Source organism: uncultured Leifsonia sp. (assembly GCF_945957465.1).
Lineage (GTDB): Bacteria > Actinomycetota > Actinomycetes > Actinomycetales > Microbacteriaceae > Leifsonia.
Window position 1 is genome coordinate 15,914 of the sequence record NZ_CAMFLC010000010.1, and the last position, 13,735, is coordinate 29,648.

The following is a 13,735-nucleotide window of genomic DNA, read 5'->3' on the forward strand; positions in this document are numbered from 1 at the left end:
GACTCAGTGCGTCACCGGTGTCGGCAACGCTCCCTGCAACGGTACGGACGGCTTCGCGGGAGTCGTGGATGCCGCTCCCGCGCTTGCGGAACTCCCAGCTTGGGCGGTCGCCCCCTGCCCGCCGGCCGTCCCGGGCCCGGCGACCAGCGGGACGCCGGCGAGCTGCGCGTTCGGGACGAGGTTGCCCTGACCTCCGGTCACGGTGCCGGCGGCGCCGTTCGCCGCGACCGGCGCGCCGAGGACCGCGCCGTCGGAGAGCCGGAGGTAGGCCGGGTTGCTGTTGCTGACCATGCCGAGGGCGTTCGCATTGGCGGCGAGGTTCTGCGGGGAGGTCAGCCGGTTGAGGTCTTCCGACGCGGCCTGGTAACTGCGCTGGAGTTCGGTCTGCCTGCTCTGCAGGGAGCTCAGCTGATAGGCCCCCTGCGAGACCCCGATGCTCAGGAGCAGCTGGGCCACCACGATGACCAGCAGCGCCGACACCGCGGTGATCGCGTACAGCGTGCGGGGCCGGGCCCGGCGCTGGCTGCGGGTGGCGACGACCTCGAGGTGCGTACGACGCTCGCGTTCGGGCCGCTGCGGCCTGTCGAGCGCCGGCTCCTCCAGCCGGGGCGCAGTCGCGGCCGTGGAGGCCGGGACGTGCCAGGCCAGGGTCGGACGTCGACGGACCCCCGCTCCCATCGGGTTGCTGCTCACGAGCCCCTCCTCACTCGTTCGGCCGCGCGCAAGCGCACGGGTGTCGCCCTCGGATTGCGGGCCTTCTCGTCGTCGTCGGCCAGTTCCGCTCCGCGGATCAGCAGCTTCAGCTCCGGCCGGTGCTCCGGCAGTTCGACGGGCAACCCCGCCGGCGCGCTCGAACGCGACCGGCGCTGGAGCTCGCGCTTGACGATGCGGTCCTCCAGCGACTGGTACGACTCCACGACGATGCGGCCGCCCACCTCCAGCGCGTCGATCGCCGCCGGGATCGCACGCTCCAGCACGGCGAGCTCCTGATTCACTTCGATGCGCAGCGCCTGGAACACGCGCTTGGCCGGGTGCCCCTGCCGTTGCACTGCGGCCGGCGTCGCCTTCTGGAGGATCTCCACCAGCCGTCCCGAGCGCACGATCGGGGCGACCTCCCGCTCCTCGACGATGCGACGCGCATAGCGGGCGGCCAGCTTCTCTTCGCCGTAGTCGCGGAAGATACGGCGCAGGTCGGCCTCGGAGTACGTCGCGAGCACCACCTCGGCGGTCAGTTCGCTCGTGCCGTCCATGCGCATGTCGAGCGGCGCGTCCTTCGAGTACGAGAAGCCCCGCTCCACCCGGTCGAGCTGCAGGGACGACACGCCGAGATCGAACAGGACACCGTCGACACGGTCGATTCCGAGCCCGTCCAGTGCCTCGCGGATCCCGTCGTACACGGTGTGGACCAGATGGACCCGGTCGCCGAACCGCTCCAGCCGGGCGCCGGCGATCGCCAGCGCGTCAGGGTCGCGGTCGAGGCCGACGAGCACAGCGTCCGGGTAGCGCTCCAGGACGCCGGCCGAGTGGCCTCCCATCCCGAGGGTGGCGTCGACGAAGACCGCCCCCGGCCTGGTCAGCGCGGGCCCGAGGAGCTCGATGCAGCGCTCCAGCAGAACGGGGGTGTGGATGTCGTCCGTCATGTCCGCACCCGGGAGGATCGTGCCCCTGGAGCCGGATCCCCATCCATTCCGACCTGCCACCGGGGAAGTGGTGTCAGGGCGTATGGCTGGGAGTCCGATGCCAGGCGCTAGAACAGTCCCGGGATCACCTCCTCCTCCGTGTTCGCGAATGCCGCCTCCTGCTCGGCGAGGTAGGTCTCCCACGCCTCCGCGTCCCAGATCTCGGCGCGGCTGCCCGCCCCGATCACGACGAGGTCTCGGTCGAGTCCGGCGTACGACCGCAACGGGGTGGGGATGGTGACCCGGTTCTGCTTGTCCGGAACCTCTGCGCTCGCCCCCGAGAGGAACACGCGCAGGTAGTCCCTGGCCTGCTTGCTGGTCACCGGCGCCTGCCGGATCTTCTCGTGGAGGGACTCGAACTCCCGCTGCGAGAAGACGTAGACGCAGTGCTCCTGACCGCGGGTCAGCACCAGGCCCGAGGCGAGCTCATCCCGGAATTTGGCCGGCAGGATGATGCGCCCCTTCTCGTCCAGTTTCGGGGCATAGGTGCCGAGGAACATCGGTCCCACCCCCCACTCTCCCGGCCACGGTTGCGGTGTGCCTCCACTTTACTCCACTCTCATCCACAATTTCAGCGCAATTCGCCGAATTGCCCCGTTTAGGGGTGATAGATACCTGAGAAGACGCGGGATACACCGGTGGAGGAAAATGGAGGACCTGCGCGGTCACGGGGAGCGCCTAACGCACAAAAAAGGGCCGATCCGAAGATCGGCCCTGAAGAAGGGGTGCGCCGGGGAGCGCGGTGGAGGGGCTAGCCCTGCCCGTCCTGCCGCTTGTCCCAGCGGTCGTTCATGCGGTCCATGAAACCGGGCTGGCCGCGCGACGGTTTGCCGGACGTGCCGGAGGCCGCGGCGGCGTCCGGATCGATCGCCACCCGCTTGCCCGGGGCGATCGCCAGCAACACGCCGGCGAACATCACCACGAAGCCCAGGATGCCGATGATCGGCAACTGCACGAAGACCCCCGTCACCAGGACGGCGATGCCGACGACGGCGACGAGAACGCCGAGGACGATCGAGCGATACGCGGGTCGCGCCCGCTTGCCCCCGACCTTGGCGACGAAGTCTGCGTCGTTCTGATAGAGACTGCGTTCCATCTCTTCGAGGAGGCGCTGCTCATGTTCTGAAAGCGGCATCCGGATCCCCCTCTTTCTTGCGGGTTCTAGGCGTTGTGTGGCCGATTGTAGCCGCACCACTCTGACTAGGCTATACGTGTGTCCGAAAGCATCCGATTCGTCGACCTCATCCAGTCAAGAATCGATGGATTCTTCGATGCGCGTGCATCCATTCTCGTCTCCATCGCCGATGAACTCGCCCCGATCGCGGCTTTTTCGAGGGATTTTCTCAGCGGCGGCAAGCGCTTCCGCGCCCTCTTCTGCTTCTGGGGCTGGCAGGCGGTGCGCAGCATGGGCGACGAGGCCGACAACGGCCCGGTGACGGCGGGCGGTCCCCTGGACGCGGTCGTGTCCGTCGCGTCGGCGCTCGAGCTCTTCCACGCCGCCGCCCTGGTGCACGACGACCTCATCGACAACTCGGACACCCGCCGCGGCAAACCATCGGCTCACCGCCGCTTCGAGCACCTCCACGAAGAGGAGGGGTGGCAGGGCTCCGGCGCCTCGTTCGGCACGGGGGCGGCGACGCTGCTGGGCGACTACCTCCTCATACTGAGCGACGAGCTGTTCGACGAGGGGCTCACCCAGACGGTGAGCGCGTCGGCCCGGCGCTCGGCGCGCGCCGAGTTCAACCGGATGCGCCTGGATGTCACCGCGGGCCAGTACCTCGACATCTTCGAGGAGATCGGGTGGGCGGGGCGCCCCGACGCCGATCAGCTCGCCCGCGCCGAGCGCGTCATCGTGTACAAGTCGGCCAAATACTCCATCGAGTCGCCTCTGCTGATCGGCGCCAGCCTCGCGGGCGCGACCGTCGGGCAGCTGGACGCGCTCCGCCGGTTCGGCCTACCGCTCGGCATCGCGTACCAGCTCCGCGACGATCTCCTCGGCGTCTTCGGCGACGCCGAGGTCACCGGCAAGCCCAGCGGCGACGACCTGCGCGAGGGAAAGCGAACGGTCCTGATCGCCCTGACCCGGGAGGCCGTGCCGGCCGGTGCGCGCGCTACGCTCGACGAACTGCTCGGGGACCCGGACCTGACACCCCAGCAGATCGAGACGCTCCAGATGACGATCCGCCAGTCCGGGGCCGTCGAGAAGGTGGAGCGAATGATCGCCGACAACGTCGCGCTCGCGATCGAAGCCCTCGACGGCGCACCGCTGGGCGCGGGGGCACGAGCCCAGCTCCGCGACCTCGCGGTGACGGTCACCCGGCGCTCGTACTGACGGGCGGCAGCGGTCCGGCCAGAAAGGGCGCGACGGGAGCGGATGTGACGCGAACCGGTCAGGCCAGCGCCTGAGCGACCCTCCGCACCTCGGCCTTGCGACCGGCGCGCAGCGCCTCGATCGGCGTGGCGCCGAGGCTCTCGTCTTCGGCGAGGAGCCAATCGACCGCCTCCTCGTCGTCGAATCCGTTGTCCGCCAGCACGATGAGCGTGCCCCGCAGCTCGCTGAGGGGCTCACCGTCGCGCAAGAAGACGGCCGGGACTTTGAGGACGCCGTCGACGCGCTTCGCCGCGAGATGACGGTCCTCGATGAGCCGGCGCACCCGGCTGACGCCGAGTCCCAGCTGCTCCACAAGGTCGGGGATGGTGAGCCACTCGGTGGCCTGGACCTGCTCGTTCACAAGGACAAGCGTGCCACGACCGCGCGTCGAGCACGAGCGCGACCGAATGTTACGGTCATGTTAACTGTTGTCACACCCGCCTCATTGGTTGACTCCTTACTCAAGGTGTGCCAGCGTGGGAAACGGCTTTGTCACTCACGAAAGGCTCGACCATGTCTGCGATCGAGAGCACGAAGCGCCGGCGCGGCCCGCGCGGCCGCACGCACGGCATGCTGGGCACGGTCCCGATCGCCCTGGCCGGCTCGATCGCCGTCACCCTCAACCTGCTCACCCCCGCTCACGCCACGGGCCCCCTCGAGAGCGAACGCGCTCCCGAGAAGAGCGACGCCACCGGCCCCAACGGCATGACCAGGGGGTCCGGCACGACCAGCGGGGCCGGCACGACCAGCGGGGCCGACACGATCCGCGCTGCGTTCGGGGAGGCCCCGGACACGACGTCCTCGTCGGCGACCGCGACCGCGGCGGTTCCGGCGACCTACCGCGTGCAGACCGGGGACACCGTGTCCACGATCGCCGCCCGCTTCGGCCTCTCGACCGCAGGGGTGCTCGCACGGAACGGCCTCAGCTGGAAGAGCCTGATCTTCCCCGGCCAGGTGCTCGCCCTCGGCGGCGCGGCGGCATCGGCGCCGGTCGCGGCCCCGCAGCCCGCTCCCGCTCCCGCTCCGTCCCCCGGTCCGGCCGGGACGTCGTACACGGTCGTCCGCGGCGACACCATCAGCGGGATCGCCGCCCGGTTCGGTCTGCGCACGGCGGCGGTGCTCAGCGCGAACGGGCTCAGCGGTGCGAGCGTCATCTACCCCGGCCAGCGCATCGCCATCCCGGGCGTCGCCAGCGCTGCGGCCACCACCCCGAGACCGGTCGCGGCGCCCGCCCCGGTCGTCAGTGCTCCCGCCCCGGCCCCGCAGATCCAGCCGGGACAGGTGGTGGCCCTCACCGAGGAGATGCGCGCGAATGCCTCCCTCATCGTCCGGATCGGGCGGCAGGAGGGCGTACCCGCCCAGGGCATCGTGGTGGCCCTGGCCGCGGCTGCCCAGGAGTCCGGGCTGCGGAACGTCCGCTACGGCGACCGCGACTCGCTCGGGCTCTTCCAGCAGCGGCCGAGCACCGGCTGGGGCACGCCCGACCAGGTGCTGGATCCGACCCGCGCGACGCTCGCGTTCTATGGCGGCGCGAACAACCCGAACACGGGCAGGACCCGGGGACTCCTCGACATCCCGAACTGGTCGGCGATGAGCGTCACCCAGGCCGCCCAGGCCGTCCAGCTCTCGGCCTTCCCCGACGCGTACGCCAAGTGGGAGACCTCCGCACGCGCATGGCTCGCGCAACTCGGGTGAGCCGAAGATCACAGCCGGGTCACGGCCCCGCAGAACACCGGTGTTTTGCAGGGTTCACGCACCCGCCGTTCCCTAGACTCGATCCGTGACCACGAGCCAGACCGACCCGATGATCGGCCGTCTCATCGACGGCCGCTATCAGGTGCGCTCGCGAATCGCCCGCGGCGGCATGGCGACCGTCTACCTCGCGACCGATCTGCGCCTCGAGCGCCGGGTCGCGATCAAGGTCATGCACGGTCACCTCGCCGACGACAACACCTTCAAGAGCCGCTTCGTGCAAGAGGCCCGCTCGGCGGCCCGGCTGGCTCACCCGAACGTCGTCAACGTCTTCGACCAGGGCCAGGACTCCGACATGGCGTACCTCGTCATGGAGTACCTCCCGGGCATCACCCTGCGCGACCTGCTCAAGGATTACGGCAAGCTCACCCCCGAGCAGACGATCGACATCATGGAGGCCGTGCTCAGCGGGCTGGCGGCTGCGCACAAGGCCGGCATCGTCCACCGCGACCTCAAGCCCGAGAACGTGCTGCTCGCCGACGACGGCCGTATCAAGATCGGCGACTTCGGTCTCGCACGCGCGGCCAGCGCGAACACCGCGACGGGTCAGGCCCTCCTCGGCACGATCGCCTACCTCTCCCCCGAGCTCGTCACCCGCGGCGTCGCCGACGCCCGCAGCGACATCTACGCGCTCGGCATCATGATGTACGAGATGCTGACCGGGGCGCAGCCGTTCCACGGCGAGCAGCCCATGCAGATCGCATACCAGCACGCCAATGACCCGGTTCCCGCGCCCAGCAGCGTGAACCCGGCCGTTCCGCCGGAACTGGACGAGCTCGTCCTGTGGGCCACAGAGAAGGACCCCGACCGCCGACCCACCGATGCACGCGAGATGCTCGACCGCCTGATCGAGGCGGAGAAGTCGATCCGTGGCGACGCGGTGCTCCAACCGACCATGGTGCTCCCGCCCGCTTTCGCCGCGGACGAGGGCGACACCCAGATCATCAACCCGGCCATCCGCCAGCAGGTCGCCTCGAGCACGCCCACGGCCACCGACACCCTGACCAGGGCAGCCCGTCGTCGGCGCAGCAAAGGCTGGTGGCTGTTCGCCCTCGTGCTGGTGCTTGCTGCGGTCGCGGGCGGCACGGGCTGGTACTTCGGCTCGGGTCCGGGTTCGCTCGTCACCGTACCGAATGTGGTCTCGCAGACGCCGGCGGCGGCGACAACAGCGCTCACGAACCTCGGCTTCAAGACGGCACAGGCTCAGGAGTACAGCGTCAGCGTCCCCGCCGGCCAGGTGTCGAGCACCGATCCGAAAGCGGGAGCCGCAGCGGGCCGCGGAAGCACCGTCACCCTGCGGATCTCGCAGGGCCCGAAGCCCGTCACCATCCCGGCGCTCGCCGGTCAGAGCCTGGACGCCGCCAAGTCGGCGATCACGGGCGTGGGCGCGAAAGTCGGGACGACCGTCCAGCAGTTCGACGGCAAGGTGCCCGCCAACACTGTGATCTCGGCCACCCGCGCCTCCGACGGCTCCGACATCTCCGCGGGCGGCGGCTACTTCGAGGCCGCAGCAGTCAACCTCGTGGTCTCGGTCGGTCCTGTTCCCGACGTCGCGGGCCTGTCCGTGAGCGCTGCGCAGGCCGCGCTGCAGAAGGTCGGCCTCGACGCGACGGCGGGACCGCAGAGCTACAGCGACACCGTCGACAAGGGCGACGTGATCTCGGCGCAGCCTCAGCACGACGGGGCGGTGAAGCCCGGCGACACGCTGGCGCTCGAGGTCTCCAAGGGCCCGGAGCCGGTGCCGGTGCCGGACGTCGTCGGCCAGACCTGGGACAAGGCCAAGAAGGCTCTGACCGACGCGGGCTTCCAGCTCAAGTACAGCGCAGCCGCCGACCTCCTCCCCGGAGCCTTCGTGGTCTCCAAGGTCTCGCCCGCCGCCGGCATACAGGCGCCCAAGGGCTCCACCGTCACGGTCAACTTCGCCGGCTTCTGACGCCTCACCCTGCTCCCAGACTGCCGACTGCTCTCAGACTGCCGACTGCTCTCAGACTGCCGAAGGGCACGTCGTGTTCGCTTCTCGCGCGGAAAAGCGACAACGACGTGCCCTTCGGAGGGTCGTCTCGCACGGGTCAGCCCTGGCTGAGCTCCTCAGCCACGAGGAACGCCAGTTCGAGCGACTGCATGTGGTTCAGGCGCGGGTCGCACAGCGACTCGTAGCGTGTCGCCAGCGTCTCCTCGTCGATGTGCTCCGAGCCGCCGAGGCACTCGGTGACGTCGTCGCCGGTGAGCTCCACGTGGATGCCGCCCGGGTGCGTGCCCGCCGCACGGTGCGCCTCGAAGAAGCCCTTGACCTCGTCCACGACGTCGTCGAAACGGCGCGTCTTGTAGCCATTCGGCGTCGTCAGCCCGTTGCCGTGCATCGGGTCGGTCACCCACAGCGGGTTGGCGTCCGAGCGCTTGACGGCCTCCAGCAGCGGAGGCAGGGCGTCGCGGATCGTGCCCGCGCCCATGCGCGTGATGAACGTGAGCCGGCCGGGCTCGCGCTCGGGGTCGAGCGCGTCGATCAGGCGGCGCATGTCGTCGGGCGTCGTCGACGGGCCGAGCTTGACGCCGATCGGGTTGCGGACGCGCGACAGGAAGTCGACGTGAGCGCCGTCGAGGTCGCGGGTGCGCTCCCCGATCCAGACGAAGTGCGCGGAGGTGTTGTACGGCGTCCCCGTGCGCGAGTCGATGCGGGTCATCGGACGCTCGTAGTCCATGAGCAGCGCCTCGTGGCTGGAGTAGAACTCCACGCGGGTGAGTTCGTCGAAGTCCGCTCCCGCGGCCTCCATGAACTTGATGGCCCGATCGATCTCGCGCGCGAGACCCTCATAGCGCTGGTTGGCCGGGTTGGCCGCGAAGCCCCTGTTCCAGCTGTGCACCTCGCGCAGGTCGGCGAAGCCACCCTGGGTGAACGCGCGGATCAGGTTCAGGGTGGAGGCCGCGGTGTGGTAACCCTGGACGAGCCGGCGCGGGTCCGCGGTGCGCGACTCCGGGGTGAAGTCGTAGCCGTTGACGATGTCGCCTCGGTAGGCCGGCAGCGTCACGCCGCCGCGCGTCTCGGTGTCGCTCGAGCGCGGCTTGGCGAACTGGCCCGCCATGCGGCCCATCTTGATGACCGGCACCGACGCGCCGTACGTGAGCACGACCGCCATCTGCAGCACCGTCTTGACGCGGTTGCGGATCTGGTCTGCGGTCGCGCCGGCGAAAGTCTCGGCGCAGTCGCCGCCCTGGAGCAGGAAGGCGTTGCCCTGTGCGGCTCGGGCGAGCCGGGACCGCAGCTGGTCGACCTCACCGGCGAACACCAGCGGAGGCAGCGCGGCGATCTCGGCCGACGCTGCGGCAGCCGCCTCCGGGTCGGGCCACGTGGGCTGCTGCTTGATCGGAAGCGTGCGCCAATACTCCAGGCCCTCGATCACGGAGTCGTCAGCTTTCACGACGGGATCTGTGGTCTGCAGCACTGTTCTGTTCCGCTCGGTCGGGTGGAAATGGGGATAACCGAGCCTATCGCGCCCGACGGGGGTCGTGCGCAGCGCGAACGGATTGTGACGCCGGTCAGGCGAGCGCCGCGCGCTTCTCCTTCACCGTGCTGGCGTACACGTCCACGTACTCCTGCGCACCGAGCGCGTGCAGTGCGTACATGATCTCGTCGGTGACCGAGCGCAGGATGAAGCGGTCGCCCTCCATGCCTTCGAAGCGCGAGAAGTCGAGCGGCTCACCGATGATGATGCCGATGCGGCCGATGCGGGGCAGGCGCTTGCCGATCGGCATGATCTCCGCCGTGTCCACCATGGCGACGGGGACGACAGGCACCCCCGCCTCCAGGATCATCCGGGCGACGCCGGTGCGCCCACGGTACAGCTTGCCGTCCGGGCTGCGAGTGCCCTCCGGGTAGATCCCGAGGATCTCGCCGCGCGCCAGCACGGCCAGGCCGGTGTTGAGGGACGCCTCGGACGCCTTGCCGCCCGATCGGTCGATCGGCAGCTGCCCCGTGGCGTTCATGAACGCCTTGGTCGCCCAGCCCTTCAGTCCGCGCCGCGTGAAGTAGTCGCTCTTGGCGAGGAACGAGACGTGCCGGTCGACGACGAGCGGCAAGAAGATCGAGTCGATGAACGAGAGGTGGTTGCTCGCCAGGATCACGGCGCCGTCCGCCGGCACGTTCTCGATCCCCACGACCCAGGGGCGGAAGATTCCGCGCAGGATCGGACCCGCGATCAGGTTCTTCATCAGCCAGTAGAACATCGAACGAAAGCCTACTGCCCCGCGCGTCGCGACGGGAGGTGCGGCGCGACGGCGCACCGACCGTCGGCGCGCTCCCTCAGAGCGAGGCGTGCAGGCGGGCGAGGTCCGCCGCGCCGACCACGCCCGCGTCGTTCACGAGCTCGGCGATCTTGAACTCGGGCTCGGGGTGGAAGCCCCGCGCGGGCAGGTTCTCGAGGTAGGCCAGCCGGATCGGCTCCAGCAGCAGCTCGCCCGCCTGCGCCACACCGCCGCCGAAGACGAAGAGCTGCGGGTCCAGGATCGCACCGAGGCTCGCGCAGGCCTGGCCGAGCCAGTCGCCGAGCTGCCGGAGGGCGGCGAGCGCCCCCGGGTCGCCCGCCATGATGAGCGCGGAGATGTCCGAACCGGTCAGCGAGCCGTTGCGGCTGCGCACGTCGGCGAGCACCTGGCCGATTCCTCCCGCGTCGGCCAGCTCGTTCGCCATGCGCTGCAGCGCGCGCCCGGAGCCGTACTGCTCGATACAGCCGTGCGCACCGCAGCCGCAGGGCAGGCCGCCCGGAACGACGCGCATGTGGCCGATCTCGGCCCCGGCGCCGAAACCTCCACGGAACAGCCGGTCGTTGCTCACGATGGCGCCGCCGACCCCGGTGCCGATGGTCAGGATGACCATGTCGCTCACCAGGCGCCCGGCCCCGTAGCGGAACTCGGCCCAACCGGCTGCGTTCGCGTCGTTCTCGATGATGACCGGGAGGTCGATCCGCTTCTCGAGCTTCTCGCGGAACGGCTCGTGCCTCCAGTTGATGTTGGGGGCGTAGTAGACGATCGACTGCGCGGCGTCGATGAACCCGGCCGCGGCCACACCGGCCCCCGCGATCTCCTCCGGACCGTCGGAGAGGCGTTCGATCATCGCGACGACGGCGTTCTCGATCTCCGCCGGACGGCTGGCGTCAGTGGGCACGCGGTCTTCGCGCACGATGGTGCCGAACTCGTCGACGACCGCCCCGGCGATCTTGGTCCCGCCGATGTCGATTCCGATGGCGTGCACGGGCGAGCCCCTTCCGGGTAGGCGCTTCTCAGGCGGTGGGTGGGAGGCGCGGGACGAGCCGGTCGGAGGAGACTCTCTGCCGCACCATCTAGAGTGTAATCAACCACTGCGAGCCGAAGCCATTCGGCCCGATGACCCGCCCGCCCGGTATCGAGGGAGCTACCGTGAACCAGTTCGAAATCCCCGCACTCGTCCCCGCCGACCCGGAGGCCAACGCGACGGACCTGCTCGTGCAGCGGGTCGCAGCCTCTCCGGACGCCGCGCTGTTCAGCCGGCCGGACGGCGACGGCTGGAGGGACGTGACGGCCGCTGAGTTCCTCCGCCAGGTCATCGCTCTGGCGAAGGGCCTCGTCGCCGCGGGCATCCAGCCCGGCGACAAGATCGGCCTGATGTGCAAGACCCGGTACGAATGGACGCTGATCGATTTCGCGACCTGGTTCGCGGGCGCGGTGCTCGTGCCGATCTACGAGACCTCCTCCCCCGCTCAGGTGCAGTGGAACATGTCCGACTCCGGCGCGATCGCCGTGATCCTCGAAGATGCGGAGATGTTCTCGCGGTTCGACGAGGTGCACCCCGACCTCCCCCTCATCCAGAACGTGTGGCAGCTCCACCTCGGCGATCTCGAGAAGCTCGCCAACGCGGGCGCCGACGTGCCCGACGACGAGATCGAACGGCGCAGGAACCTCGCGCGCGGCGAGGACATCGGCACCCTGATCTACACCTCCGGCTCCACGGGACGCCCCAAGGGCTGCGTGATCACCCACTCCAACTTCGTGGAGCTGTCGCGGAACGCGACCGAGGCCCTCGACGAAGTCCTGCAGGGCGCCTCCACGCTGCTGTTCATCACGACGGCGCACGTGTTCGCGCGTTTCATCGCCGTGCTGTGCGTCAACGCCGGGGTGAAGGTGGGCCACCAAGCCGACACCAAGCAGCTGCTCCCCGCGCTCGCGAGCTTCAAGCCGACCTTCCTGCTCGCGGTGCCGCGCGTGTTCGAGAAGGTCTACAACTCCGCCGAGCAGAAGGCCGAGGCCGGCGGCCGCGGCAAGATCTTCCGAGCAGCGGCCGACGTCGCCGTCGAGCACTCGAAGGCCGTTGAGGCCGGATCGGTGCCCTTCGGCCTCAAGCTCAAGTTCGCCCTGTACGACCGGCTGGTGTTCTCCAAGCTGCGCGCGGCCATGGGCGGCCGCGTGAAGTACGCGGTCTCGGGCTCCGCCCCGCTCGGCTCGCACCTCGGCCACTTCTTCCACAGCCTCGGCATCAAGATCCTGGAGGGCTACGGCCTCACCGAGACCACGGCGCCCGCGACGGTCAACCGACCGGACATGTTCAAGATCGGCACCGTCGGTCCGGTCCTCCCCGGCGTCGCCGTGCGCCTCGTCGAGGACGGCGAGATCGAGGTCAAGGGCGTCAACGTCTTCAAGGAGTACTGGAAGAATCCCGAGGCGACGGCCGCCGCCTTCGACGACGGCTGGTTCCGCACCGGCGACCTGGGCAGCCTGGACGACGACGGCTACCTGACGATCACGGGGCGCAAGAAGGAGATCATCGTCACCGCCGGCGGCAAGAACGTCTCGCCCGCTGTGCTGGAGGACCCGATCCGCGCGAACCCGCTCGTCGGGCAGGTGATCGTGGTCGGTGACCAGAAGCCGTTCATCGCCGCGCTGGTCACACTCGACACCGAGATGCTGCCGACCTGGCTCGCGAACAACGGCGAGGACAAGGACATGACCCTCGCGGAGGCCTCCGTCAACCCGGCGGTGAACGCCGAGATCCAGCGCGCGATCGACGCCGCCAACCAGGGCGTGTCGCGCGCGGAGAGCATCCGCAAGTTCGTCATCCTGGCCACCGAGCTCACCGAGGCGAGCGGACACCTCACGCCCAAGCTCAGCATCAAGCGCAACGTCATCCTCTCCGACTTCGCCGACGTCATCGACGGCGTCTACAGCGGCAACCCCAGCACCCAGGGCATCTCCCTCGCCCACTAACCCCGACATTCGTCACGAATGTCGACTTTCGTGCCACGAATGTCGACATTCGTGACGAATCTTCGAAGGCGCTCGTAGAAGGCCGCGCGATCCTGGAAGAGGTCGCGAGCGGTGACCCGTACGACGTGCCATCCCTCGGCTTCCAGGAGGTCTCGACGCTCGATGTCGGTGTGCCACTGACGTTGGTCGACACGGTGCCCGTCGCCCTCGTACTCGAACGCCAGGCGCCGGTGCGGGATGCTCAGGTCCGGGTGCAGCACCAGCCTCCCCTGTCGCACCGTCACCGGATGATTGACGTCGAGACCGGTGAAGCCGTACTCCTCCAACAGCAACCGGAGCAGGGACTCGGGACGCGAATCAGCGCCCTGACGTATCCGCGGAAGTGCCCACACCCGCTTACGGGATCCCTTCGTGCGGTGCAACGCGCCGGCCGCGCCCATGAGGTCCTGGAGGCCCGCCACGGCCTCTCGCCTGCGAGAGCCGACGAGGTGATCACCCGCAGCGACCAGGTCTTCACGGTCGAGAACCCCCGACAACTGACACCACACGTTCGCCGGCGAACAGACGGGTAGGCCATCGATGACTCGACCGTCGATGCTCCCGAGGCTGTGCCCGCGCACGCCGCGACCGCGGGGCGGTGTGCGCGGGAATTCTACGGAGACGTGCAAGGGTCCTTCCGCCAGCCGCGCGGGGAGCGGTATGC

At 69.5% G+C, this 13,735-nt stretch carries 13 protein-coding genes; 4 read left to right on the forward strand and 9 right to left on the reverse strand.

The features are described from left to right. Nucleotides 1–3: 3 nt before the first annotated feature. The 4 genes from Q0Q23_RS07085 to Q0Q23_RS07100 all read right to left on the reverse strand — a co-directional run bounded on the left by Q0Q23_RS07085 (nucleotide 4) and on the right by Q0Q23_RS07100 (nucleotide 2,814). On the reverse strand, nucleotides 4–693 hold the full coding sequence (locus tag Q0Q23_RS07085; RefSeq protein ID WP_295121432.1) for a hypothetical protein: 690 nt from the start codon (nucleotides 691–693) through the stop codon (nucleotides 4–6). Continuing rightward, nucleotides 690–1,640, reverse strand: a complete 951-nt coding sequence (rsmH, locus tag Q0Q23_RS07090) for a 16S rRNA (cytosine(1402)-N(4))-methyltransferase RsmH (protein ID WP_295121434.1) — start codon at nucleotides 1,638–1,640, stop codon at nucleotides 690–692. The genes Q0Q23_RS07085 and rsmH overlap by 4 nt, the downstream gene beginning before the upstream one ends. Nucleotides 1,641–1,747: 107 nt before the next feature. After that, the gene (gene mraZ / locus Q0Q23_RS07095; RefSeq protein ID WP_055916780.1) at nucleotides 1,748–2,179 is read right to left on the reverse strand and encodes a division/cell wall cluster transcriptional repressor MraZ; all 432 of its coding nucleotides are present in this window, start codon (nucleotides 2,177–2,179) and stop codon (nucleotides 1,748–1,750) included. A gap of 251 nt (nucleotides 2,180–2,430) precedes the next feature. Further along, on the reverse strand, nucleotides 2,431–2,814 hold the full coding sequence (locus Q0Q23_RS07100) for a DUF3040 domain-containing protein (RefSeq protein ID WP_295121436.1): 384 nt from the start codon (nucleotides 2,812–2,814) through the stop codon (nucleotides 2,431–2,433). A 78-nt stretch (nucleotides 2,815–2,892) separates the two neighbouring features. On the opposite strand from Q0Q23_RS07100, the gene Q0Q23_RS07105 reads away from it, so the two are divergent. Then, nucleotides 2,893–4,011, forward strand: coding sequence for a polyprenyl synthetase family protein (locus Q0Q23_RS07105; protein ID WP_295121438.1), 1,119 nt, complete (start codon nucleotides 2,893–2,895; stop codon nucleotides 4,009–4,011). Between the two features lie 58 nt (nucleotides 4,012–4,069). Here Q0Q23_RS07105 and Q0Q23_RS07110 read toward each other — a convergent pair whose 3' ends face one another. Further along, nucleotides 4,070–4,411 (reverse strand): Rv2175c family DNA-binding protein, encoded by a 342-nt coding sequence (locus Q0Q23_RS07110; protein WP_295121440.1) that lies wholly within the window; start codon nucleotides 4,409–4,411, stop codon nucleotides 4,070–4,072. A gap of 152 nt (nucleotides 4,412–4,563) precedes the next feature. Here Q0Q23_RS07110 and Q0Q23_RS07115 point away from each other — a divergent pair, with 152 nt between their 5' ends. Beyond that, nucleotides 4,564–5,745, forward strand: a complete 1,182-nt coding sequence (locus Q0Q23_RS07115; RefSeq protein WP_295121443.1) for a LysM peptidoglycan-binding domain-containing protein — start codon at nucleotides 4,564–4,566, stop codon at nucleotides 5,743–5,745. 85 nt (nucleotides 5,746–5,830) lie between these two features. Beyond that, nucleotides 5,831–7,735, forward strand: a complete 1,905-nt coding sequence (gene pknB, locus Q0Q23_RS07120; protein ID WP_295121445.1) for a Stk1 family PASTA domain-containing Ser/Thr kinase — start codon at nucleotides 5,831–5,833, stop codon at nucleotides 7,733–7,735. Nucleotides 7,736–7,871: 136 nt separating this feature from the next. Here the strand turns inward: pknB and Q0Q23_RS07125 are convergent, their stop codons facing one another. From Q0Q23_RS07125 to Q0Q23_RS07135, 3 genes are all read right to left on the reverse strand, one after another. After that, the gene (locus tag Q0Q23_RS07125) at nucleotides 7,872–9,200 is read right to left on the reverse strand and encodes a class II 3-deoxy-7-phosphoheptulonate synthase (RefSeq protein ID WP_295121571.1); all 1,329 of its coding nucleotides are present in this window, start codon (nucleotides 9,198–9,200) and stop codon (nucleotides 7,872–7,874) included. A gap of 136 nt (nucleotides 9,201–9,336) precedes the next feature. Continuing rightward, nucleotides 9,337–10,023: a 1-acyl-sn-glycerol-3-phosphate acyltransferase gene (locus Q0Q23_RS07130; RefSeq protein ID WP_295121447.1), complete on the reverse strand. Its 687-nt coding sequence runs from the start codon at nucleotides 10,021–10,023 to the stop codon at nucleotides 9,337–9,339. A 76-nt stretch (nucleotides 10,024–10,099) separates the two neighbouring features. Continuing rightward, a complete protein-coding gene (locus Q0Q23_RS07135; RefSeq protein ID WP_295121449.1) occupies nucleotides 10,100–11,047 on the reverse strand; it encodes an ROK family glucokinase in 948 nt (315 codons plus the stop codon). 164 nt (nucleotides 11,048–11,211) lie between these two features. Between Q0Q23_RS07135 and Q0Q23_RS07140 the strand changes: the two genes are divergently transcribed. Further along, a complete protein-coding gene (locus Q0Q23_RS07140) occupies nucleotides 11,212–13,032 on the forward strand; it encodes a long-chain fatty acid--CoA ligase (protein ID WP_295121451.1) in 1,821 nt (606 codons plus the stop codon). Here the strand turns inward: Q0Q23_RS07140 and Q0Q23_RS07145 are convergent. Then, on the reverse strand, nucleotides 13,029–13,493 hold the full coding sequence (locus tag Q0Q23_RS07145) for a hypothetical protein (protein WP_295121453.1): 465 nt from the start codon (nucleotides 13,491–13,493) through the stop codon (nucleotides 13,029–13,031). The genes Q0Q23_RS07140 and Q0Q23_RS07145 overlap by 4 nt on opposite strands. Nucleotides 13,494–13,735: the final 242 nt, after the last annotated feature.